The following is a 22,602-nucleotide window of genomic DNA, read 5'->3' as shown; positions in this document are numbered from 1 at the left end:
TAAGCCGGCGCGCCTTTGCGCCGGCAATTATCTCAACCGGAGCTCGCCATGCAGCTAGCGCGTGCACAGCACGGGATTCCGACGGTTTCCGTCATCATGGCGAATTATCGTGGTGGTGCAACGATTGCGCGCGCCCTCGAATCCGTCCTCTCCCAGACCATGGGCGATCTCGAAATCATCGTCGCCGACGATGCCTCCCCCGACGACAGTGTGGCGGTGGTGAGCGCCATCATGGCGCAGGACAACCGCGTCCGGCTCATCGCCTCGGCGCAGAATGGCGGCCCGGCTCGTACCCGCAATCTCGCCCTGGCCGAAGCGAAGGGCCAGTGGATCGCCATCGTGGATTCCGACGATATCGTCCATCCCGAGCGGCTGGAGCGTCTTCTGGCCGCGGCCGGCCAGTTCCACGCCGATATCGTAGCCGACGATCTGCTGCATTTCCACGAAGACGGCAGCCCACCCACCTTGCTGCTGGCAGGCCATGACACGCCATTTGCCGTGACGGCCGAAACCTGGGTAACGGCCGGCATGGACGGCAAAATGCCCGCCCTGGGCTATCTCAAGCCGCTGATCCGCGCCCAAGCGCTGGGCGCTCTGCGTTATGATGAGAGCCTGCGGATCGGCGAGGATTACGATCTGCTGCTGCGCACCCTGCTGGCGGGTGCCCGCATGTGGATCGTTCCCGAGCCCTGGTATCTTTACCGGCGTCACAGTGGCTCGATCTCTCACCGGCTATCGGCCCGCGACGTGCAAGCCATGCTGGACAATCAGGAGCGCCTGCTCGCCGACCTTGAGCCGGGCGCGGCCCTGGCGAACGCCTTCGAGCGCCGCCGCACGGCCTTGCAGAACTCGCTCGACTACGGCCTTCTGGTGGAGGCCATCAAGGCGCGTTCCCCCACAGCTGCCCTCAAGATCATCACGCAGCGCCCCGCCCTTTTGCGGCGGCTCTGGACTTCGTTCGCCGAAGGCCGGCAGCGTCGCGCCGGCACGCCTCAGATCACGGCAAGGCACGATGTGCTGAACCTCGACAAGTACCCGTCCCTGCCCGGCTATGTTCCCAGCGAACAGGTCGACTGGACGAATTTCCGGCGCGACCCAGCTTGGCTGGCAGTGGCGCAGGCGGGCGCTACCGCGCAACAGATTATCGCGGGGGAACCGGCGACGCGGTATGCAGCCGGGTTTATTCCGGCAGCGGCGGCAACACCTCCGATCCGTAACGCCACCGCTACCGATGCCAATGTGCCGGCGGTGGCGACATGACCCGGTTGCTTCGCCGCCGCGGCGTCATCGGACCGCTGGTCGATATCGACCTGGCCGCTGCATTCAGCGTCCTGGCGCTGTCGGGGCTGGTGCTGAACGCCCTGGTGGGCTCGTTGGCGGCCATGGCGTTTCTCGGCTTTGGCGGGCTGCTGCTGATCAGCGATCCCCAGCAAAGCATTACCCTGATTGCCCGCTGGTGGTTCCTGCTATTGCTGCCGGCCTATTGCATGCTCTCGACGCTCTGGTCGCAATATCCCGAAATCACGCTGCGCGCCTCCATCCAGCTTATGATCACGCTCTCCATCGCGGTGGTAATGGCCGGGCGGGTCAAGCCGACGACGCTGGTGCGGGCGCTGTTCGTGGTCTATGCCGTGGGCGTATTGGCCAGCGTCACCATCGGTCACCACCCGGCAGGCGCTCCATGGCTGGGCATTTTCGGCAGTAAAAATGCCTTTGCTGCCCATATCGCAGTATTCGCGCTAACCTCGCTGGCTGTGGTCGTCGACCGCCATGCCGGACTCCTGCTGCGCCTGTCGGCGCTGGGAGGCCTGCTGATTTCCGGGCCCTTGATGATCCTGGCGCAATCGGCTGGCGCGATCATGATGGTGGTGCCCTGCATTGCGGTGATGGTGTTGCTGCTGCTGACCGGGCGGCTGACCGGCAACCAGAAGCTGTTCATGACGCTGGGCGTCATCGTCGCCGGGGCGGCTTTCGGCCTCTTCATCCTCGCCAATGGGCAGTCGCTGTTGTCGGAAATCCTCGAAGGCTCGGGCAAGGACCCGACCCTGACCGGGCGAACCGATCTCTGGGCCACCGCCTTCACCTTCATTGCCGAGCGGCCGCTGCAGGGCATTGGCTTTCGGGCGTTCTGGGTGGCCGGCTTTGCTCCCGCCGAACAGCTCTGGGCCATGTTCCTCGTGCCCTCAGGCGCGGGCTTCAACTTCCACAATACCTACATTTCCAACGCCGTCGAAATCGGCCTTGTCGGCGTCGCGCTACAGGCATTCCTCATCTATGGCGGGTTCCTGCTGATCGTGCTGGCAACGATATTGCGGCCAAATCCGCAGAACGCCTTCCTAGTCGGCTTGCAGATGCTGGTCATCCTGCGCAGCTTCATCGAAGTGGAAGTCTTCTTCGAGTTCTCCGTGCGCTCGATCCTGGTGCTCGTAACCTTCATCTATGGCGCAACCGGCGTGCTGCAAGAAATGCGCGCTGGCCGCCAGCCATCCCGGCCCATGCCCCGGCAAGTCCATATCCGCCCCCTCGGAGTCCAACCATGACTGAAACCAATTCCGGCCTGGTCCAGATTCGAACCCCGACCTATAAGCGGCCCGTCGCCCTGCAACGCGCGCTGCAATCGATGATCGACCAGACCTGGGCAAACTGGGTTTGCGATGTCTATGACGACGATGCCGCCCAGGCGGGCAAGGCGGTGTGCGAGGGGTTCAATGATCCCCGCATCCGCTATCATCACAACGCGCCGCAGCGTTTTGCGTCCAAGAATATCGACCACTGCTTCACGGCAGAAAATCCCAATAACGCGGACTATTTCTGCGTGGTGGAAGACGACAATTTCATCCTGCCGGACTTCCTGGCCGAGAACATGCGGATCTGCCGCGAGGATGGCGTCAACGTCGTGCTGCGCAACCAGCATGTCGAGCACAAGAGCGGCACGACCTCTGCCTATCTGAGCACCGGCGGCGTGCTCGACGATCTTTTCGTCGAAGGGCTCTATCAGCCCGATGAATTCCGCCTGTCGCTGCTGATGGGGATCGGCGTTTCCAATGGCGGCCTGTTCTGGTCGCGCGATACGGCATGCCAGCTTGAAATCGGCTTTGGCTGCACCGCGACGCTACAGGAATATATGCGCTCCTTTTCCATCGTCGAGCCGATCTATGTGGCCATGACACCGCTGGCCGTCTGGGCGGAGAATGCCGAACAGACGACGCGCAATGCCGAGCTCAAGGCTTCCTATCTGCGGCGGGAGCTCGACCTCAAGCGGTCGGTGCAGGAATTGCAACGGCTGGCTTGGCGGAGCGCCCCCAAAGGGCTGCGCGATGGCTTCATGACCAACCCCAAATGGGCGCCAGAGGCCCCTGCCCGGGCGCGCGGCCTGGCCAAGGCCCTGATCATGGATGGCGCATCGTCGGCCATCGCTTTCACTGACGCGCTGCGCCTGCGGGCGCGCGGCCTTGCCATTCGCCTCTTCGGCCGGACAACGCCGGATTTCCACGCTTTCGTACAATCACGGCTACCGGCCGTGCAGCGTTGAGTATTCTCTACCCAACGGGCAGCAGTAAACCGGCCCGTATCGAGTAAACATGAGTGTTGCCAATGAGACCGGTCCGGGCCCTGTGCTCGACCATGTGCGCACCAACCGCTCCGGCGCGGCCATTCGTGGCGTGTTGTGGTCGGTGGTCAACAGCTTCGCGCCGGCGGCCCTCGGCATTCTCGTCTTCATGGCGACGTCGCGCGTACTCTCGCCGGCCGAATTCGGCATCGTCTCCTACGCCGCCAGCATCGCCATGCTCGGCACGGCCATCGCGCCCGCCGGGTTCAGCGAAGCCATCATCCAGCGCAGCAGGATCGAGCCGCGTCACCTCGATACCGTCTTCTGGCTCTGCACCGGAGCAGCGCTGCTGATCTATGCCGCACTGTGCCTGGTCTCATTGCCTTTGGCCGGCCGGCTCAACGAACCCATCCTGACAGCCCTGCTGCCGTTCATCGGCATAAGAGTGATCTTCGACATGGCCGCCGCCGTGCCCAATGCGCTGCTGGTCCGCTCCATGTCGTTCAAGAAACTGGCAATGCGGACCACGATCGCCTCGGTTGTCGCAGCCCTGCTGTGCCTGGCGCTACTCTGGATGGGATTCGGCCTCTGGGCGCTGGCATTTTCCCAATTGGCCACCGCCATCACCACCTGTATCGGTGCGCTGGTTTCGGTGCGCTGGTTACCTAGATTCCGCTTTAGTTTCCACGCGTTGGGCGAGCTGGGCAGCTTTGGTCTTTTCGCCTCCGGCAATCGCATCATCACTTTGGTCAGCGTCGATCAACTGCTGATCGGCACCCTGCTCGGCCCCGCAGGTCTTGGCATTTACAGCTTTGCCCGCCGCATCTTCCAGATCCTCACCGATCTCATTACCGGAGCGCTCAGCTCGGTATCCTATGCACTCCTCTCTTCGTTGCAGAACGAGCGCGAAAAACTGCGCGACGCCTATTTCCTCGGCACTTTCGCCTCATCGGTCCTGTCATTTCCGGTCTTCATGGGGCTGGCGCTGATCGCCGACGACTTCGTGCCGCTGGCCTTTGGGCACAATTGGGTCGAGGCGGTTCCGGCCGTACAGGCCTTCTGCCTGCTGGGTCTCATCACCAGCATCGGCGTGTTGCAGTCCTCGCTGGTCAAGAGCCAGGGCCAGGCCGATCTCTGGTTTTACTACCTCATCGGCAAACAGGTGACGACGGTGCTCTATGTGGTGCTGTTCTATAAATGGGGCGTCAACGCGCTGACGCTGGCCATCGTCATCCAGAACTTCATCATGTGGCCGCCATCCGTCCACATGGTCATCCGCATCCTGCGGGTGTCGGCCTGGGCCTATCTGGGAACATTCGCGACACCCGTGCTGGCGACAGCACTGATGATCGGCGCAGGGATTTTCGTGAAAATGGAACTGGCCGATGCCGATCCGGTGCTGCGGCTGGCGGCGACTATCGGCGTCTGCGCAGTGGTCTATGGCGGGGCGATCCTGATCCTGGCACGCAAGCGCCTGCTGGCCGTCAAGGGCATGGTGCTGAAGAAGCGCAAGGCGACGGCTTAGCCCGCTGAGTCAAAGGAAGGCTGGTGGGAGCCTTAAGTCCAGGCTCCCACTGTGTTTGGGTGCAATTCAAGTAGGTAAAGCTAGCTCACCGCCAGCCTTGACCGCACAAACCCGTCCACTGCCGCTGTGGCCTTCTCCGTCACCTCGGCAATCTTCGCATCGCTGCTGAGTTGCGGCTCATAGGTCGCCATTTTCTGCAAATGCCGGGCCGCGGAATGCGTCAACAACGCATTGGGGATAGCGGCAAGCGGGCTGCGGCTGAGGGCACCGATCTTGCCGGCGGGACCGCCGCGGCCGGTGCGGCCGATATAATATTCGAGCACGCTGGATGGCTTGAGTTCATGCATGCGTAGCTCGATATCGAGCGCACCGGACCAATCGAGCCATTTCATGTGGTGCCCGGCAAAGATCGGCTTGGCGCCGATCCAGGGGGTACGAAGGGCATCGGCGACGATGGCGCCGTGCATGGCCTCGGTGATCAGCACGCGAGCGCCCTTGATCTCGGCAATGACCTTTTCCAGCGGGTCGGTAGCGTCGATCAGCTTGATCCCCGCCAGCCGGCAGGCTTCATCCCAGGGGCCGCGCTCGAGGCTTTCGTAATGCGGCATGAAGGCAACATCGATGCCGGCGGCCGGCTTGGGCAGCTCCATCTGGCGCAGCAGGATGGCGCTGTCGCAAATCGCCAGATCTGGCGAGATCTTGAGTTTTTCCGCCGTCTTGGGGCCGCGCACGAAGCGGATATCCCAGCTGCCGTCATGCACATCGGGCAAGCCCATATAGCCGGCATAACCCGAGCCCATCACGAATTTGCGGGCCGTTTCGGGCAGATGGGTGCCGATGATGGATCCGATGCCGACGAATAGCTCGCTCTCGTCTTCATCGAGAAACCCCTCGGGGAGAATCTCGGGCCAGACATATGTGTTGAGCTCGTCACCGAAATTCGGCACCTCGCCGCGGAAGAACACCAGCTTCATTCAAAATCCCTTCGTCTGATTGGCCGGCGGCCAGCTATTGCAGCGTGCAGAGCACCGATTGCGGGAATGCACAGCTCTCGCCCTGCGCGGTAAAGGCAACCCAATCCACATCCATGGCGATCGGACCACTGGGCGGGGCAAAGGCCCCCATCCAGTCGCTGAGCGTATCGGTGCCCCACAGGCTGAAGAAAATACGCATGGGATTATTGGGCACCTGGTAGCTTTCGGTCATGGTGCGAACGAGCTGATTGTTGATGTAATAATCCAGCCGACCCGGCGTCCATGTGACAGCGAAATTGGTGAAGTCGGAATCCGATGGATAGGGAAGCTGGTGTGACATGCCGCTGCCCACTTCGCCGTCGCCACTGACGCCGTTGACGAAGCTGGTGGTTTCCATGTGGGTGGTGTCCTTGAGCAGGATTTCAAAATCCAGCTCGTCATGCGGCTTGCCCTGCTGCTGGCCGATATAGGTGAAAAAGGCCGCGTTGAGCCCCGAACCGGTGGGGGTCTTGAGCCGGGCCTCGAACGTGCCATAGCCGAAGGCCACCTTGGTCTGGATTTCCCCGCAGGCATAGCTGCGCCCACCGCCGCTGCCCGGCGCGAAACCGACCTTAAGCATGCCGTCCTGCGCCTTCACCTGCCCAGCCGACCAGGTGCAGTTCTGGTGCGCGCCATTGGCCCAGCCATCCGAGACATACCAGCGCTGACCGTTTAGCGTGTCGAAATCGTCAAAAAAGCTCGCGCTTTGCGCCATGGCCGGCGCGGCAAGACAGGAAAAGGCGATGGCGGAGACGGCAAGGCGGACGCTAGACATAGGCTTACTCCAATCAACAAACGCAAAAACACACGGCAGACGTCAAAAACTTACTCGGCAACAACCAGGCGAACCTGGACAACATCCCCGGACAGAACCGGGGTCGACATATCGGCGGCAATTTCCTCGCCATTCCGGATAATGCTGTAGGTGTAGCTTGCCAAAGAGCCCGCCGTGCCGGGGGCGATACCCGAATAGGCCACTGCCTCGCGCACCAGCCCTTGCTGGGTGGCAAGCTTGAGATTGACCTCGGCCAGCTTCGCCTCGACTTCCTGGCGTTCGACCGAAAGCTCCGCGGCGTGGCTATCGGCCAGGTCCGTGCGCCGGATTTCAGCATCGCCGATGGCCTGTTGCGCTTGCAGCTGGGCCATATCGATGTCGAGGAGACGGGTTTCGTAGTCGGCAACGCTGGTCTCGAGCGAGGCGACCCGCGAGACCACCGCCAGACCATCCTCGGCAAGCGAGCGCACATTGGTCAGCTGCTCCTGGGCAACGGACAATTGCCGCTCGGTGGCGGTGCGCTTCTGCGAAAAGGTCTCGATCTGGCGTTGCAGGACGGTGGTCTGGCTATCGAGTGCGGAACTCTGCGAATTGAGCGCCTTGAGATTTGCCACCAGCACGGCATGCTCGTCGGAAAGCAGGGGCTCGACGCCCTCGACGCCGGCGAATTGCTCGGGCGGTGTGATCGTCTCTTGCCCGGCCAGTTCGGCATCGATACGGGCGCGCTTGGCCAATAGCCGCAATTGTTCGTCCTGCAGCACCTGATAGGCGCCGGTAACGGTGACAACGTCGCGCTCGGCGCGAGAATTGGCATCGGCGCCACGGCGTTCGCCGCCGGCCAGGCTGAGTGCCTTGATCAGGGTCAGCCCGGGCAGAAACTTGTATTCACCCGGCGACTGCACATCGCCCGCCACATAGATCGGAGCAAATTCGGCAATCTCGATGCTGACATTGGGGGTTACGACCAGGCCAAGCGACTGCTTGAGCCCATCGGCCAGCTCGCGCGCCAGGTCCTGGGGGCTTTTGCCGGCGCTTTCGACATCCCCCACGAAAGGGAAGGCGGTGGTGCCGGCCGGACCGATCACATATTCACCGCCCAGCGCCGTCCACTCCGTAAAGGTGGATTCGGCCGCCTTCCATTCGACCACGCGAACATTGATCTTGTCGGAGACATTGAGCGTATAGGGTTCCGCCGCGGCGGACGCCGCGGTCAATGCGACGACCAGCCCCATTGCCAATGCGCCCTGGCGCAAGACATCGGGCAGGAACGGAGTCGCTTTCTTCATAGGCCAGGCCTCGTGATTGAGCGGGATCGAGTGGTAAAAGCCTTGTTCAGGGCCACACGCGACGGCCTCTTCTCGGCCGCGGGGAGGAAAAGCGGTGCCACGCACCAGTCCATCCCTAAAACGTTACCAGGCACCCTAGCACGGTTCGCGCGCTTGGCTCGCTCGCCCGGCTCAACCCAGCCTTGCGCTCAAAGGGAGACTGACGCCGCAAAAAAGCCGTGCTGTGCAGGACGAAAAATGCGTGATCGCTAAGCAACGCCAGACAAAAGAAAATTCCTCGCCCGCGCGCATTCTGGACTCACCGCCCAGCCTCGATTTAAGACAGTCTGCTTGGTTAAACGAGGCGTATCATGCGTATTGTGGTTGCCATTTTGGCACTAGTTTTGTCCATTGGACCCGCTTTTTCGGCCGGCATCCAGCGTCAGGGCGCCTTTATCATACCGGGCAGCGGCTTCGATTTCGCCATTTTGGCAGGGGAAATCACCGCCCAGGCGCCGGACGATTTCAAGGCCGTGCTGGCCAGCCAGCCCAATATCAAGACCCTGGTTCTGTCGAGCGATGGCGGCTCGATGGCCGGCGCCTTGCTGCTGGCCGATGAAATCCACCAGCGCGGGATCAACACCTACATCCCGCCCACCTATGGCTGCCAATCGGTCTGCGCCTTCGCCTTCCTCGCCGGCGCCGCTCGGCTCGACCAGGGCGACCTCGGCGTGCACCATTTTTATGCCGGTGACAGCAACGCGGCCTCCCAATTGCCCGTGACTACCATCATGGCTGTGTTGGCGGCGTTCGGAACGCCGCAGGAAGTCATCAGCCGCATGCTGCGCACGCCTGCGAGCAGCATGCATGTGTTTAATCCCGAAGAAATCGAACGCCTGGGGCTCAACCGCAACCCGCGCCAGCTCGACGGCACGCTCTCCCAATTCGGGCAATTGACCCAGGACGTCCTCACCGCGATGCGAACGCGGCCAGGCTCCCAACCGCAAACAACCACGGCGGGCAGCGGTAGCGCGCCATCGCAAAGCGCGCCGCGCTTCGCCATTTACGAAGGCCTCGATTTCTACGGCGCCGATATCGACAAGATTCGGGCGGAAACCCTGGAGCAATGTTTCCAGAAATGCGTGGACAACCAGCAGTGCTCGGCCATGACCATCAATCTCAACCCCGCCATCAAGAGCGGTCCCAATTGCTTCCTCAAGAGTGGCATGGGCCGGACCGAGCCCTATGAGCACGCTATTTCGGGCGCCTTCCTCGCCGCCGGCTTCGATGGCGTGCTCGATGTCAACGGCAACAAGGTCGAGCCTACCGAGGTGATACCATTGGAATAGGCGATCCACGTTCAGTTCTCCCCTTAAGGGGAGGGAGGCAGATCGGGGCTTGCCACCAAGCCCCTGTCGGGCTAATCGATCAATGCTTCGGATCGATCCGACCGGGCGGGTATAGCTCAGTGGTAGAGCAGCAGCCTTCCAAGCTGAATATGCGGGTTCGATTCCCGCTACCCGCTCCAATATCCCCTTGTAAAAGCTGGATATTTGGCGCGTTGGACAGCCAGACATTTCAAGCCATTCATAGGCCTTTTCGAAGAACGCCGATTCTCCGCCGACCGGCCCTATTCCCTTTCGCTGGCAGACAGGGATAACTACGGCATGAGCGCCCGCCCTGCCCTGGTCCTGTTATGACGAAATTCTATCTCGCTATCAGCTACGCCATCGCCATCGCATTTTTCGTCGCCGCCTTCTGGCTCACGCAGGACTGGCATTGGGCGGTCCGATTGCCCCTCTTGGGCTATCTCGCCTTGTGCAGCTTCGTGTTTCCGCTGTCGCGTATCCCGGCCGATATTGTCATCGCCTACACCACTGCGTGGTCCCCTGTGGAAATATATTGGCTGCTGGTATGGGCGGCGCTCGCGGTGTTTTACGGGGTCGTGTGGGCGCTCGGCATCCTGTTCGCGCCAATCGGGGCCCTGCTGCATTGGTCAAGAAAGCGCGCGCTCCCAGCGCCAGGTGGAGACGGTGCGCAGTAAACGGACCGCCCAGCCTGCCCGCTTCCCCAATTGTGTGGCAAGACTTGCCACAGTGAATTCCAGGTCACGGAGGAAACATGCAGGTCGGCATCAATTTGCTCTGCCTTAGCGGGTTTATCGAAGAGCAGCATCTGCCTCATATCCGGCGCCTCAAGGAGCTTGGCTATGACGGCGTGGAAATTCCGGTGCTGCGGGGCAGTGTCGCCCATTATGAATGGCTCGGCCGGGAGTTGGATGCCATTGGCCTGCGCCGCACGTGCACCTCCGTCGTCCCCTCGATCGCCGCCAACCCGATCAGCAGCGATGCCGCGGTGCGCCAGGCAGGCCGGGAACACCTCGATTGGGCGCTGGACTGCGCCACGGCCCTTGGCTCCGAAAGCGTTGGCGGCCCGTTTCATGCGCCAATCGGGCATTTTACCGGCTTCGGACCAACGGCCAACGAGCTGCGCTATGGCGCCGAGGCGCACAATGCCATGGCCGAACGCGCCAGGACCAATGGCATCTATCTGAGCCTTGAGCCGCTCAACCGCTTCGAAACTTACTTCCTCAACACGATGGAACAGACCCGCGCCTATATCGGCCTGGTGGACCACCCCAATTTCCACATCATGTATGACACGTTCCACGCCAATATCGAGGAACAGAGCCAGTCCCGCGCCGTCGCCACCCTCGGCAAGCATATGGGCGTGCTGCACGTTTCCGAAAACGACCGCGGCATTCCCGGGCGCGGGCACATCGACTTTGCCGAAATCTTTGCCGCCGTCCGGCAACAGGGTTTTGATGGTTGGGTGACGCTGGAAGCCTTTGGTGCCGGCCTGCCCGAACTGGCCGCCGCCACCTGCGTCTGGCGGCCACTCTTCCCCGATTTCGAGACCCTGTTCGCCGACGGGATAACCTTCATCCGGCAGGGCTGGGCGGCAGCGGGCTAAGAACCATCCCGTGGAAAAGTCACATACTTTTCCCCTGCCTAACCGATTTCTTGCGGGCAATGGCTGAAGGGGTGTTGACACTCCTGTCACAGACCACCATAAACCGCCCGACGAAACGCCTAGCGCTTCGTTGTCCCGCTCGCGCGACGTTGTCTGTGGAGGGGTGGGAGAGTGGTTAAATCCATCAGACTGTAAATCTGACCGCTTAGCGTACACTGGTTCGAATCCAGTCCCCTCCACCAACGCCCCGCGAGGCACCCCCGGAACCCCAGCGTTTCCGGGCTTCCCGCAAATCCCGTGTTACACAGTTTGTTACGCAGTTTCGGCCCTTGGGCTGAGGCGGTTGCGGCATGACTATGGAAGCGGAAAACAGCCTCCCGCTGCCGGCGGGTGACTATGCCATCGTCGAGCTGCTGGGCCACCGCACACTGATCGGTCGAGTTGCCGAGGTCGAGCGCTTCGGCACCAAGATGTTGCAGGTCGAGCCCATCTTTCAGGGTGCCCTGCTGCCGCCGATTCTGCACAGCGGCGGCTCCATCTACGGCTTCACGCCCTGCACTGCCGAGGTGGCCGCCCAGCGCGCGCCAAAGGAAGCATGGCAATTGCCTGGCGCGATCCGCGCCACCCTTCCGCCGGCACTGCTCCCCTCTCCCGAACCGGAGATCGTCGTTGATCACGGCGACGATGACGAGGAGAGGCCGTTTTGACCCGCGAACCGTCAGAGGAAGAATTCCTCAAGCACGTCGAGCGGCACCAACTCACGGTGGCACTCGACAATGGCCTGTACCGGCACCTGACCTTGAAGGAGCCCAAAAGCAGCAACCGGCATTTTCACATCACAACGTGGCCGGGTTACCTCACGATCAGCGGGGATATGGGCTGCTACGTCTTCGCGCGCACCCCGGACATGTTCGGCTTTTTCCGCGACGACAATCACTGCCGCATCAACCCCAGCTATTGGGGCGAGAAGCTGCAAGCGATTGGCCGGTCGGAAAGCTACCGCGAGTTTTCGAAAGCCGCATACCGCTCGGCCCTCGTTCGGGATTTCCGGGATTACTATCCACAGGGCACGCCGGACCGCATGCGCATCTGGAAAGATGTGCGCTGGACGCTACTTGATGATTTCTCGCCGTCCACCGCGGAAGAGGCAATCCGCGCAGTCGATAGCTACCGGGATCCGAACCGGGAAAGCAAATTCCGAGAGTTCTGGGACCACCGCCTGACCGACTATACCTATCACTATATCTGGTGTTGTCGCGCGATCGTCTGGGCCATCAAGCAATACGATGATCGGCAGGCATTGATCGGCGCCGGGCTGACTACCGCCGAAAAGGCCGCCCAGGCCAGCCGTTGCGGGTGCAAAGGCAGCGACGATCTGTGCCCCTGCCAAAACGCGCCAGACGCCCAGACCATCGCCGAGCGGCTGGCAGGTGCAGCATGAGCTTTCAGCCCACGCTCTTCGGCGGCAGTTCCCGGCTCAGTTATGACGACGCCATGGAGATGACGCTTGCTTCCATGCGAGCGTATGGCGCTGACCACGACCATTGGGCGATAGCCTATTCGGGCGGCAAGGACAGTTCGGCAACGGTCACGGTGATAGTCCACCTGATAGACGTCGGCCTGCTGCCGCCGCCCAAATCACTCACCGTGTTCTATGCCGACACCAGGCAGGAGCTTACCCCGCTTGCTATCGCTGCCGAGCGCGTCATGGTGCAGCTTCGTTCCCGCGGCATTCAGGTCGAGGTCGTGCGCGCGCCCCTCGACAAGCGTTTCCTCGTCTACATTCTCGGCCGCGGCGTCCCACCGCCGAACAACAACACCCTCCGCTGGTGTACCCGGCAGATCAAAGTCGATCCGATGACGGAAGCTCTGGCCGCCCGCATCGACGAGCTCGAGGGCAATGTCCTCATGATTACCGGCGTTCGGCAGGGCGAGTCCGCGATCCGCGACCAGCGCATTGTGATGAGCTGCTCCAAGGACGGCGCTGAATGCGGGCAAGGCTGGTACCAGCAGGTCCTCCCAAATGCCAAGGGCGTCCGGGGGCGCATTGCCACGCTGGCGCCGTTGCTGCATTGGCGGGTCTGCAATGTTTGGGACTGGCTGCGCATTCACGCCCCCAGCGAACGCTATGGCGCGTGGGCAACTGCCGACGTCGCCGATGCCTATGGCGGCGATGAAGCCGAAGAGATCAACGCCCGGACCGGCTGCATCGGTTGCCCGCTCGCCAGCCAGGACAAGGCGCTGGATACGATCATCGAAACGCCTTCTTGGGCTTATCTCGCACCGCTGAAAGGCTTGAAGCCGCTCTATCGCGAGCTGCGCGAACCGCAACATCGCCTCCGCAAAGAAGGGGCAGAGAAGCTCAAGGACGGCTCCATCGCAGCCAATCCCCAGCGCATGGGCCCGCTCACCTTCGCGGCCCGGCTGATGGCTCTAGATCGCATCCTGACCATCCAAGACGCTTGCAACAAGGCGGCGGCTCAATTGGGTCGACCTGCCATCGACATCATCAATTCGGAGGAAGAAATGCGCATCCGCGAGCTCATCGCTGCCGAGACCTGGCCCAACGGGTGGGAAGGCGATGAGCCCCGCGCCGATGTCATGCTGGACAAGGTTTTTCAGGACGGTTCCGTGCAGCCGCTGCTATTCCGGGGGCTCGCATGAGCCTGGCCCACCCCCTCCCCCTCAAGGCCTATGCCGTCACCGAGAACGACGAGAACACCGGCGCCGTCTATTTTGCTCGCCACAACATCGTCGCGCGGAAGGCCGGCGCGAACGAGTTTGCCGACGGTGATATCACCTATGTCACCTGTCGTCGGGCGGCATGGGCCGATGCCTATGCCGAAACCGGCCGCCTTCCAGCCCGCGTCTCGATCGAGCATGGCTGGCATTTCGAGTGCTGCGGCTGCGGCATGCGCATCGACGAAGACAGCCTGGCCGAGCACCACCTGCCCCTCAACGGGGTTATCGGCGGCCAATGGGATCCCGTGTTCTGCGGCAGTCGCTGTGCGCGGAAATATTGGAGCCTTCGCCGGCGGACCAAAGCCCAAGAAGCGGCCGCTATCGCCGACTTCAAGGCAATCGTGTGCACCCGGTTTCCCGACGTCGAATTTGCCGACGATGAAAGCCGGTACCGCACCCACCACGCCCATGTCGTTCCCGGGCGCGGCGGCTGGCACCGCCAGCAGGTCATCGTGGCATTCAACTTCCCCGGGATGAAGATCGGTCCGGCCCACTATCGGACGGTCGACCACCACCAGAAGGTCGGCCCGGCCGACGCTGGTTACACCTGCTGCAACGGCGATCGCGAGGCTTTCGAGGCCTATGCAGCCGCAACCAAGAGGGCCAGCCAATGACCAGCGCTGACGAAGCCCGCGTGCGGCGTGAAGAATTCATGCGTAGCTACATGGAAAGCAGCCAGCGCATGCATGAGGCCATGCGCAATGTCTATAGCCATGCGGCATCGGCCCGGCAGCAGGGCAAAACCCACGAGCTGGCCAACCCACCGCCATTGCATGGCGCAATCGACTTCACGCGCGGCGCCGACGGCACCTGGCGCATTCCAACCACATGGACTGACGGCGATGCCATTTACTTCGGCTTCGACTGGTCCCGGCCTGACAGCGACCAGGCTGCATTTTGGAGCTTTTCACGATGACCCAGCGGACGGGCAAAGCGACGATCCAATTGATGGTCACCGATGTGGTCAGCGGCAAGCAATGGACCATGGCCCTTGGTCACGAGGAATTTCCGATCTTCGCTTCGGTTGCCGAAGAGCCGCTGCCGGCCTTTCTAGCTCTGGGCCAGTTGCCGATAGATCAAACGACCTCGGTGAAGCACATGCGCAAGCTGCGGAGGGTGATACTAGCCAATGCCGCCGCGAACATCGCTGAGAAGCTGGCTGACCAGATCGAGAGCGAGGCCGCCAGCGGGTCGGCAACGGCGGTTAGCCGCTGGATCGAGGGGTTCAACTGATGCCCGAGCACTTTGACCCACTGATTGTATCGGCCCCTCAACGTCGCATCGACGAACGCCCCTCAGAGGCCATCAAACGGCCTGACCCTCCACTGCATTGGGTGCATCGGGTGGAAACCATCGGCGTCGAGATTACCGTGGACCATAGGTGGCGCCAGGCGCCGCCCCACGTTCATATCCACCAAGCTGCACGGGCCTTGGCAGAAAGACTTGTCGACCATTGCAGCGTTCAGTTCATTAGGCAGCCGGAAGACCCATTGATGCGGGCAGCACATCAATGGTGCATCTCGGTGGTCATGCCCGACGATGGTCGGAACTATTTTGCGGACCAGTTGGCAAGCGCGCGAGAAGATGGGTTCCGCGCCGGGATATCCGCGGCAGCGGCACGCCTGAAACAAGCTGCGGCAAACTACGCCAACAGCTCCGCTCCGCAAGGCCGCCTGCTCGCGTTCAACGTAGAGGCCCTGGCGGGGGACGTTGCGGGCATTACCCCACCCAAGGTGGAGCGCCCTGAATGATCGACCTCGTCCCGCTCCTCACCTCCCCCGCCGCCGTCGTCGGTGCCACCGGCACCGGTAAGACCTATACCGCTCGGGGCCCGGTCGAGCAGCTGCTTGATATGGGCCGCCGCGTCGTCATCATCGACCCGACCGGCGTTTGGTGGGGTCTGCGGAGCGCTCCAAAGGGGGCGGACGAAACCGCCGGCGGGTTCTCCATTGTCATCTTTGGCGGCGACCATGCCGACATTGAAATCACCGAGCACGACGGCAAGGCCATCGCAGAGGCAATGGCGGGCCGCCAGGTGCAGGCCATCATCGATGTGTCGGATATGACCGGCGGCGAGAAGACCCGCTTCCTGACAGATTTTTTCGAGACCCTTTACGCGAAGAACAAGAGCGCATTGCACCTGGTGGTGGACGAGGCCGACGAGGTCTGCCCGCAGAACCCCATGCCAGAAACGCGGCGGCTGTCCGGAGTGTTCGACAAAATAGTGCGCCGCGGCCGCGTGAAGGGCTTCCGCGTCCTGATGCTGACCCAGCGCCCGGCCGTACTCCACAAGAACGTGCTCAGCCAGATCGGCACATTGATCGCGCTCAAACTCACCAGTCCCCAGGACCGCAAGGCCATTGAGGAATGGGTGAAGGGCAATGCCGATATCGAAATGGCCAAGAAGGTCGTGAATTCCCTTGCCCGGCTCGATCGCGGCGAGGGCTGGGTCTGGTCGCCCGCCGCCGGCATATTGGAGCGCCAGCGCTTCCCCGCCATCACCACATTTGATTCCGGCCGCACACCGGAGGATGGCGAGACACTACTGGCCCCTGCCCTGGCATGGGTTGATATCGCAGAACTGACCACCGCCATGGCTGCAGCTCGCCCCACAACCACCGCCGCAACCAAATCAAATGGCGCGGGCGTGGCCGTCGAGCTCGAGGCAGAGCACCAGCGCGGCTATGACCTTGGTTATGAGGCTGGGCTGATCGAAGGCATCCAGCGCGGCAAGACCATTGGCATCGGTATCGGCATCGCCCGCGCCGGCCAGGCCATCGATAGCCTGCGGATCCCCGATTTGCTGGACGAGCCATCGCCGGCACCAGCGCCTGAGAAGGAAAAGGCCCCGGCGCGGGCCGAACCGCTTCCTACCCGCGATAGCCTCCGCCTGGTGGCCGAAGGTGTCAGCGCGCCGCAAATGCGGATCCTGCAATCGCTGTCAGTCTGGAAGCGATTGAATCAGGACACGCCGACAAAGGTCCAGATAGCCCTTGTTGCGGGCTACCGGCCAAATTCGGGCAATTTCACCAACCTGCTGAGCCAGCTGCGCGGCGCGGGCAAGATCGACTATCCGGCGCCCGGTCGCGCCAGGCTGTTGACCGGCTTGGAACCGATCACCTTTGAAGAGGGCCGCGACGCCATGCTTGGCGTGCTCTCAGGCCCGCAGCGCAAGTTGTTCGATGCGCTGCGCGGCGGCGAAATGAGCAAGGCCGATCTCGGCGCCGCCACCGGCTATTCCGCCAATAGCGGCAACTTCACCAATCTCCTAAGCCAGCTCCGTTCGCTTGGCTTGATCAGTTACCCGGCACCTGGGCGCGCGGCCCTTGAGCCATGGGTTTTCGACGTCCTGTAACGCCGCGCACCATCATCAATTGGAGGATATCATGACTGCCGCCGCATCAAACCTCACCGAAACCACCGCCATCGTGGCCGCTTATGTTTCGCACAATCCCGTCTCGGTGACGGGCATGGCCGACCTGATCCGCTTGGTTCACACCGCCCTGACCGGCTTGACGGCACCCGTGGTCGAGCCAGCGCCTGAATTGACCCCGGCCGTCCCGGTGCGCAAATCGGTGTCATCCGATTTCATCATCTGTCTCGAGGACGGCAAGAAGTTCAAATCGCTCCGGCGCCACCTGCGCACCCACTATGCCCTCTCGCCCGAGCAATACCGCGAAAAGTGGGGCCTGCCGGCGGATTATCCGATGGTGGCCCCGAGCTATTCGGAAACCCGGTCCGGCCTGGCCAAGGCCAATGGTCTCGGCCGGAAGCCCGGCTGGCAGCGGGCGGCGTAGGAGGCGTAAATGACTGCTGCCTCGACTTATCGGCCACGCCCCGTCATTACGGCCGACACCATCGCCGCACTCAAACTGGGCTTTGAGGTGCGCCATGCCGCCAATGGCGGCATGGTCGTGCTGCAAAGCCAGCCGGACAACGGCAGGATGTACCCTAGCAATGTGCTTGGCGCCTTCACGTCGCCACAGGACATGCTGGACTGGCTGGTCGATGCTCTCGTACTGCCCGACGAGGCGCAAAATGGTTGAGCCTCACCTGACCAACGAGCGCCTCCAGCAGCTCGTCCACCCCATCATGCAGGCTGTCCCTGTCAATCCTGTTTCGCCGTATTCGGAGATGCGAGGCGAAGCCGTGAACGGCGCGACGTGGCAGGAAGCAGCCGCCATGGCGGAGGAATTGCTCGCGCTGCGCGCCGCACTGCCCATGAGGCGAATGGTTCAACCGTGGGACACCCGCCCAGCCGGCGAAGAAGCTATGGAGCCTGACGAACTAAACGTCTTCGAGGGTTCGTGGGCAGTCGTCATGGGGACAAACGCCAAGCCTGCCGGCTGGGTCGACACTTATTCCCTATTTGCTGGCCAGACCTATCGAGACAATCTCAGCCATACCGATGCCGCCAGCCTACCCGCAAGGCCGGATATCCCCGACGTGCTGCCCATAGAAGATGGCCCGATGCGCTTCTTCTCCGGCACCGTCGACAACTGGAGTGCCGCCGAATGGTTTGGCCGACTGGCGGGCGCCGTGAGGGCGCAGGACGCTGCCGTTGTATCCGGCGATGACGGTTCGTTCGAAACGTACCGGATGATTGCGGCTTCTAGCGCTATGCGTCTTGTCCGTGACTTCGAACAGCAGGTTCGGCTTGCCCTCGACACCGGCGCGGGCGGGCAAGAGCCGGTGGCGTATATGTGGCGGTGGCTCTATGCCGAGGGTCGCACTGGCCCTTGGAACACCTGCCTCGCCGCCCGCGAGGCCCGCCCGCTGACCGACGAGCATGCGGGAATGCAGGTCATTCCCCTCTACGCGTCCCCCGAGCCCAAGGCAGGGGTGGTGGTCACCGATGAAATGGTGGCAGACATTGCGACAGCCCTTTGGCGCCCTGACATCCCCGCAGAGGTCCGCGTCGTCGCCCATGCCGCCTTAAGGAAGGCCCTCACCGCTGCCCTCAATGGAGCCGACCATGCTGACCGTTAGTCTGGCTGCCTCTTTCGCAGTGACGGTAATCGGGTGGTTCGTTATCGCGCCAGTCTCATTCGGGAAGCATCTGGCCAAGGTGCGGCGCGGCTTTCTCATGGGGCCCAAGCCATGATCGAGGCAAAGACCCGACCATGCCAGTTTGGGGCCAAATGCTTGGTGCAATGCCCCGAGTGCCGCGAGCCCCGCACCTTTTTCGGCATGCCCATCATAACCGATCCATCCGTCGAACTGGATGTGGTCGAGGTGCGCGTGGATGGGAAAACTGTCTATGTGTTCAGTCCGAAGCCTAAGCCATGACCAAAACGCCCCCCTGCCCCCACATGAATTTTGAGGCCAGTGTAACGGTCGCGCGGCTGGAGGATTCCGGCCGCTTCATGGCCGAGGTCAAAATCAAATGCGCCGAATGCGGCGAACCGTTCCAGTTTCTCGGCCTCGACATGGGCCTCAATCTGCGCGGCGCCACGGTCAGCGCCGACGGGCTCGAGGCCAATCTGGCGATTTCGCCCAATAGCCAGACCCTGTCGCCGTTTGCGCGGGCCATGGTCCGCGCCAAATCTTCCCACTAAGGAGGTACTGATATGAGCCAGCTATTCTATCTGGTGTTGACGTTCTACTCGACGTTCAATGGCCACGTGACGTCCCAAACCATACCGGACGCCTACCCTCAGCTCCAATGCGAGGCCGCCGGCAAAGCTGCCAAAGATAACTACAATGGCGGCTTCCGGATCGAGTGGACATGCGTTCCTGCGGCTTCATACTAAAGGTCGAGCAATGGCTGAGACCTGGCATGACAGAGCAATAGCGGTCATCGGCGCCGTCCATGCCGAGCTTCCGGCCGACGCGGACATTCGGCAGCGTAAGCGAGCTCTCGCCGCGGCCCGCCCTCTTGAGTTTCGCGCCACCAGCTGGGGCCGGAAGGTCTGGGGTAAGGCGGCGACACAGTATTTGAGGAAACACGGGATGAAGCCGCGCGGATCCGCAAAACTGCCTCTCTCGCCTTTGGAAAAGCTGATGCAGCGGGGGCAGCAATGATCCCACCCGCCGAAGACCTAATCGGCAACGTTCGCATGAAGCGCCTTATGCACGCCGACGGCCGGGACTTTTTCGTCAACATCGACGAGTGCGTGGAATATCCCCGGCTGAGCCGGCAGGAGACTGTGGATCGTCGAACGGGCGAGGTCGCGACCCTCTGGATGGTCGATCAGCACCCAGCAGGAGAATTGGAGGATGCCGTGGCAGTGATCAACGGCGACAATGAACATGTGCCAATCGCCGAACAGATCGACACGGTCGAAGTTCTGATAGCTGGTCGTGAGCTGACGGCCGACGAACAGATGGACCTCGGCCGTCAGTTGCGAGGGATCGAGCGCACCCTGCGATGGTGCCAGGACAATGTCGACGAGCTGCGGCGCTATCGCAAAATGAAGGCGGCAGAGCATGGCTGAGACATTCGAAGAACTGCCACGCAACCAGCGCCGGATTGCGCTTCGGAATGAGCAGAAGGCTCGGACCAGCGGCAATTGGGGGCCATGGAACGCTACCGAGCTGCCTATGGGCATGCCGGGCAGCATGCGCGGCTGGACGGCATCGGTGCGCCGCGTCCATGCCAACAGGGTGTGGAGCGTGTTGGAGCGCCCCCTTCCCGACGGCGCCGTACACCTGGCCGTATCATCATTGTCTGGCGCGCGCCCCACCTGGTGGGAGATGCAGCGCCTCAAGGACGAGATCGCCGGCACTGCCGCCACCGCCGTCGAGATCTACCCACCGCGGGACGAGGTCATCGATGGGGCCAATATGTACCATCTCTGGGTAGTGCCGGATGGCTTGCCCTATTCTCTGAAACGGTAACGCCATGGCGCCCTACACTATCGACCATCTCAAAAAGCAGGCCCGCGCCGTCATCGCGCGGGTGACTTACGACGAGTGCGGAACGAACGGCCAGGGTGGCAATGGCGGGATAATCTCGCGCGAGACCATCCGGGCCGTCGATGATTTGCGCCTGGTGCTGGATGGCCTGCGCGAAGACGACGTCCCCGGCAAAGCCAAAGAATGAAAACCAGCCCATCATCGGCTTGGAGGCATCCCATTCAGCTCCCCTTCCGCGTCGCGCATCTTTTGAAAATCCTCAGCTTTCATGAACTCCGGAACACCGTCTCTCTTGCTGTCCGCGATAAGGAAGGCACCCTGTTGCAGCGTAATGGCATTGTTCGGACGGACCAGCACCGCAGCGACATAGGCGGCCCTGGCCACCATCAGGCTCTGCGCCGTGGCGATCATGATGAACGTGTTGAACGGATAGGATCGTCCCCAGTCGAGCACCCGAAAGTTCGGCTCCGAAGTTGCTGCTGCGGGTGGTGGAATTCGCGGCTCCAGCCACAGGAACATGCCCCTTTGCTTGCAGAACGGGCACCGCAGGCGGTCCGAAAAATGCAACTGCCCACGTTCGGGCAAAAGCTGGGTCCAGCCGCCGGCATGAAGCATTACCCGGCGCAAGTCGACCGTACGTTGATAGCGACAGCGCACATCGCGGCAGACGGCGATCAGCTCATGCCCGCCGTTTCGCACATCTTCTAGGGTTTTGGGTGCGCCTTCCATGCCACCTCCAAATTGAGGCGGCGAGTCTTATGGCAGGAACAAAAAAAGAACAAATCACATTCGCCGGGCCGCAGGAGAGAATTCGCATGCTCTGGACGGAACCATACTTGGTCTGGTACTAGCCAAAACAATAAGCCGGGGGGCTCCATGAAAAATACTGGTGATGCCATTCATGTGGCATTGACGTTCGACGACGCTTTCTGGGCGCCGGCATATGCCACCATGCGCAGCGTCTGTGTCGCGACCGATCGCAAGGCCGATCTCGTCTTCCACTTGCTGAATCTGGGGTTGACGCCGGCACACCGGAAAGACCTCGACGCCATTTCCGAGGAGTTCGGGGCCACGCTGGTCTACCATCCGCTGGAAGGTACTGACCTGCTCGGTGAACGAATATCGCGGCTCCCGGCCGTGAAAACGCGGCGCCTGCACAACATCGTTTATGCGCGCCTCTTCATCCAGCATCTGCTGCCAGCGGACGCCGAGCGGGTGATCTATCTGGACTGCGACGTGATCGTACGCACCCCCATTGAGCACCTCGCGGAAATGGACATGGCGGGCCGTACCATCGCGGCGGTCCAACAGCCGGAACGCTTCAAGCAGGCGGGCGGCCGTGATCTACGAGAATTCAAGGCCATCAGCATGGCGAGGCCCTACTTCAATGCAGGCGTGATGCTGATCGACCTGGCACGGTACCGCCAAGTCGACATCGTTGGCGTCCTGCTCGATCGGGTCCCAGCCGATCAAATCGGGCGGCTCTATTACGACCAGGATATCATCAACATCGTTTTTGCCGACGATATCTTTGAGCTGGATTCGCGCTGGAACCTGCAAAATCCTGAGACGTCCCACGAAGCGTTCAACCCTCTGATCGTCCACTATTCCGGCTCAATCAAGCCTTGGGCGCTCAAGCCAAACGTTGCCTATGCCCGGACCTACCGCCACACGATGACAAACAAGCTGTTTTATCGCTATTGGCGCTATCGCGTGGTCAGAGCAACCAAACGAGCCTTCGGCCTGGCCTAGTCCTCGGTCGCCAACGTCATCGACTTAGCCAGATCGCCATGCTCCTGCCTAGCCTCGTCGATAAGGAGCTCGATGAACAGCGCCACATTGCGGCTCTGCACAAGCTCCGGATGACGCCGGCCGACCTTGGACATGAGCGCTGTGAGGTC

The 22,602-nt window shown here is 62.0% G+C and carries 28 protein-coding genes and 2 tRNA genes; 25 read left to right on the top strand and 5 right to left on the bottom strand.

Annotation, left to right across the window (positions count from 1 at the left end; translation table 11 throughout):
- Positions 1-48 precede the first annotated feature (48 nt).
- The 4 genes from QQL79_RS06140 to QQL79_RS06125 are packed head-to-tail and all read left to right on the top strand — an operon-like array spanning position 49 to position 5,075.
- Positions 49-1,260, top strand: a complete 1,212-nt coding sequence (locus QQL79_RS06140; protein WP_284388929.1) for a glycosyltransferase family 2 protein — start codon at positions 49-51, stop codon at positions 1,258-1,260.
- Positions 1,257-2,540 carry an O-antigen ligase family protein gene (locus tag QQL79_RS06135; protein ID WP_284388927.1) on the top strand — a complete coding sequence of 428 codons (1,284 nt, stop codon included), beginning with the start codon at positions 1,257-1,259 and terminating at the stop codon, positions 2,538-2,540. The genes QQL79_RS06140 and QQL79_RS06135 overlap by 4 nt, the downstream gene beginning before the upstream one ends.
- Positions 2,537-3,532, top strand: coding sequence for a glycosyltransferase (locus QQL79_RS06130; protein WP_284388925.1), 996 nt, complete (start codon positions 2,537-2,539; stop codon positions 3,530-3,532). The genes QQL79_RS06135 and QQL79_RS06130 overlap by 4 nt, the downstream gene beginning before the upstream one ends.
- Before the next feature lie 49 nt (positions 3,533-3,581).
- Entirely contained in the window at positions 3,582-5,075 is a 1,494-nt protein-coding gene (locus QQL79_RS06125) for a lipopolysaccharide biosynthesis protein (RefSeq protein WP_284388922.1), read from the top strand.
- Positions 5,076-5,155: 80 nt separating this feature from the next.
- On the opposite strand, the gene QQL79_RS06120 is transcribed toward QQL79_RS06125, so the two are convergent.
- From QQL79_RS06120 to QQL79_RS06110, 3 genes are read right to left on the bottom strand one after another with little or no spacing between them, the layout of a single operon-like run.
- Positions 5,156-6,049 (bottom strand): polysaccharide pyruvyl transferase family protein, encoded by an 894-nt coding sequence (locus QQL79_RS06120; RefSeq protein ID WP_284388920.1) that lies wholly within the window; start codon positions 6,047-6,049, stop codon positions 5,156-5,158.
- Positions 6,050-6,083: 34 nt separating this feature from the next.
- Positions 6,084-6,863 (bottom strand): family 16 glycosylhydrolase, encoded by a 780-nt coding sequence (locus tag QQL79_RS06115; RefSeq protein ID WP_284388918.1) that lies wholly within the window; start codon positions 6,861-6,863, stop codon positions 6,084-6,086.
- Positions 6,864-6,913: 50 nt separating this feature from the next.
- The gene (locus tag QQL79_RS06110; RefSeq protein ID WP_284388916.1) at positions 6,914-8,149 is read right to left on the bottom strand and encodes a polysaccharide biosynthesis/export family protein; all 1,236 of its coding nucleotides are present in this window, start codon (positions 8,147-8,149) and stop codon (positions 6,914-6,916) included.
- 383 nt (positions 8,150-8,532) lie between these two features.
- Between QQL79_RS06110 and QQL79_RS06105 the strand changes: the two genes are divergently transcribed.
- The 20 genes from QQL79_RS06105 (at position 8,533) to QQL79_RS06010 (ending at position 20,888) form a co-directional block, all read left to right on the top strand.
- Positions 8,533-9,477: a PAN domain-containing protein gene (locus QQL79_RS06105; RefSeq protein ID WP_284388913.1), complete on the top strand. Its 945-nt coding sequence runs from the start codon at positions 8,533-8,535 to the stop codon at positions 9,475-9,477.
- A 105-nt stretch (positions 9,478-9,582) separates the two neighbouring features.
- Positions 9,583-9,656: transfer RNA gene (locus QQL79_RS06100), tRNA-Gly, on the top strand.
- A gap of 168 nt (positions 9,657-9,824) precedes the next feature.
- Positions 9,825-10,172: a hypothetical protein gene (locus QQL79_RS06095; protein WP_284388911.1), complete on the top strand. Its 348-nt coding sequence runs from the start codon at positions 9,825-9,827 to the stop codon at positions 10,170-10,172.
- Between the two features lie 77 nt (positions 10,173-10,249).
- Positions 10,250-11,101 (top strand): sugar phosphate isomerase/epimerase family protein, encoded by an 852-nt coding sequence (locus QQL79_RS06090; protein WP_284388909.1) that lies wholly within the window; start codon positions 10,250-10,252, stop codon positions 11,099-11,101.
- Between the two features lie 157 nt (positions 11,102-11,258).
- A tRNA-Tyr gene (locus QQL79_RS06085) sits at positions 11,259-11,343 on the top strand.
- A gap of 108 nt (positions 11,344-11,451) precedes the next feature.
- A complete protein-coding gene (locus tag QQL79_RS06080; protein ID WP_284388907.1) occupies positions 11,452-11,808 on the top strand; it encodes a hypothetical protein in 357 nt (118 codons plus the stop codon).
- On the top strand, positions 11,805-12,542 hold the full coding sequence (locus tag QQL79_RS06075; RefSeq protein ID WP_284388905.1) for a hypothetical protein: 738 nt from the start codon (positions 11,805-11,807) through the stop codon (positions 12,540-12,542). The genes QQL79_RS06080 and QQL79_RS06075 overlap by 4 nt, the downstream gene beginning before the upstream one ends.
- Positions 12,539-13,765, top strand: coding sequence for a phosphoadenosine phosphosulfate reductase domain-containing protein (locus tag QQL79_RS06070; protein ID WP_284388903.1), 1,227 nt, complete (start codon positions 12,539-12,541; stop codon positions 13,763-13,765). The genes QQL79_RS06075 and QQL79_RS06070 overlap by 4 nt, the downstream gene beginning before the upstream one ends.
- Positions 13,762-14,457 carry a hypothetical protein gene (locus QQL79_RS06065; protein ID WP_284388901.1) on the top strand — a complete coding sequence of 232 codons (696 nt, stop codon included), beginning with the start codon at positions 13,762-13,764 and terminating at the stop codon, positions 14,455-14,457. Before QQL79_RS06070 ends, QQL79_RS06065 begins: the two co-directional genes overlap by 4 nt.
- Positions 14,454-14,759: a P-loop NTPase family protein gene (locus QQL79_RS06060; RefSeq protein ID WP_284388899.1), complete on the top strand. Its 306-nt coding sequence runs from the start codon at positions 14,454-14,456 to the stop codon at positions 14,757-14,759. Before QQL79_RS06065 ends, QQL79_RS06060 begins: the two co-directional genes overlap by 4 nt.
- The gene (locus QQL79_RS06055; RefSeq protein ID WP_284388896.1) at positions 14,756-15,076 is read left to right on the top strand and encodes a hypothetical protein; all 321 of its coding nucleotides are present in this window, start codon (positions 14,756-14,758) and stop codon (positions 15,074-15,076) included. Before QQL79_RS06060 ends, QQL79_RS06055 begins: the two co-directional genes overlap by 4 nt.
- Complete coding sequence (locus tag QQL79_RS06050) at positions 15,076-15,594, top strand: hypothetical protein (protein WP_284388895.1); 519 nt, start codon at positions 15,076-15,078, stop codon at positions 15,592-15,594. Before QQL79_RS06055 ends, QQL79_RS06050 begins: the two co-directional genes overlap by 1 nt.
- Positions 15,591-17,198 carry an ATP-binding protein gene (locus QQL79_RS06045; protein WP_284388893.1) on the top strand — a complete coding sequence of 536 codons (1,608 nt, stop codon included), beginning with the start codon at positions 15,591-15,593 and terminating at the stop codon, positions 17,196-17,198. Before QQL79_RS06050 ends, QQL79_RS06045 begins: the two co-directional genes overlap by 4 nt.
- 31 nt (positions 17,199-17,229) lie before the next feature.
- A complete protein-coding gene (locus QQL79_RS06040) occupies positions 17,230-17,640 on the top strand; it encodes a Ros/MucR family transcriptional regulator (protein WP_284388891.1) in 411 nt (136 codons plus the stop codon).
- 9 nt (positions 17,641-17,649) lie between these two features.
- Positions 17,650-17,889 carry a hypothetical protein gene (locus tag QQL79_RS06035; protein WP_284388889.1) on the top strand — a complete coding sequence of 80 codons (240 nt, stop codon included), beginning with the start codon at positions 17,650-17,652 and terminating at the stop codon, positions 17,887-17,889.
- Positions 17,882-18,832, top strand: a complete 951-nt coding sequence (locus tag QQL79_RS06030; protein ID WP_284388887.1) for a hypothetical protein — start codon at positions 17,882-17,884, stop codon at positions 18,830-18,832. The genes QQL79_RS06035 and QQL79_RS06030 overlap by 8 nt, the downstream gene beginning before the upstream one ends.
- 296 nt (positions 18,833-19,128) lie before the next feature.
- Positions 19,129-19,401: a hypothetical protein gene (locus QQL79_RS06025; RefSeq protein WP_284388885.1), complete on the top strand. Its 273-nt coding sequence runs from the start codon at positions 19,129-19,131 to the stop codon at positions 19,399-19,401.
- 462 nt (positions 19,402-19,863) lie between these two features.
- Complete coding sequence (locus QQL79_RS06020; RefSeq protein ID WP_284388883.1) at positions 19,864-20,280, top strand: hypothetical protein; 417 nt, start codon at positions 19,864-19,866, stop codon at positions 20,278-20,280.
- On the top strand, positions 20,273-20,683 hold the full coding sequence (locus tag QQL79_RS06015; RefSeq protein WP_284388880.1) for a DUF7694 domain-containing protein: 411 nt from the start codon (positions 20,273-20,275) through the stop codon (positions 20,681-20,683). The genes QQL79_RS06020 and QQL79_RS06015 overlap by 8 nt, the downstream gene beginning before the upstream one ends.
- Before the next feature lie 4 nt (positions 20,684-20,687).
- Positions 20,688-20,888, top strand: coding sequence for a hypothetical protein (locus QQL79_RS06010; RefSeq protein WP_284388878.1), 201 nt, complete (start codon positions 20,688-20,690; stop codon positions 20,886-20,888).
- An 11-nt stretch (positions 20,889-20,899) separates the two neighbouring features.
- On the opposite strand, the gene QQL79_RS06005 is transcribed toward QQL79_RS06010, so the two are convergent.
- Complete coding sequence (locus QQL79_RS06005; protein WP_284388875.1) at positions 20,900-21,430, bottom strand: hypothetical protein; 531 nt, start codon at positions 21,428-21,430, stop codon at positions 20,900-20,902.
- Between the two features lie 147 nt (positions 21,431-21,577).
- Here QQL79_RS06005 and QQL79_RS06000 point away from each other — a divergent pair, with 147 nt between their 5' ends.
- Positions 21,578-22,453, top strand: coding sequence for a glycosyltransferase family 8 protein (locus QQL79_RS06000; protein ID WP_284388873.1), 876 nt, complete (start codon positions 21,578-21,580; stop codon positions 22,451-22,453).
- Here QQL79_RS06000 and QQL79_RS05995 read toward each other — a convergent pair.
- Positions 22,450-22,587 (bottom strand): hypothetical protein, encoded by a 138-nt coding sequence (locus QQL79_RS05995; protein WP_284388872.1) that lies wholly within the window; start codon positions 22,585-22,587, stop codon positions 22,450-22,452. The two genes, QQL79_RS06000 and QQL79_RS05995, sit on opposite strands and share 4 nt — an antisense overlap.
- Positions 22,588-22,602: the final 15 nt, after the last annotated feature.

This window comes from Devosia yakushimensis, from assembly GCF_030159855.1.
Taxonomy (GTDB): Bacteria; Pseudomonadota; Alphaproteobacteria; order Rhizobiales; family Devosiaceae; genus Devosia; species Devosia yakushimensis.
The sequence above is the reverse complement of the archived record's forward strand: the minus strand, read 5'-3'. Positions and strand labels throughout refer to the sequence as shown.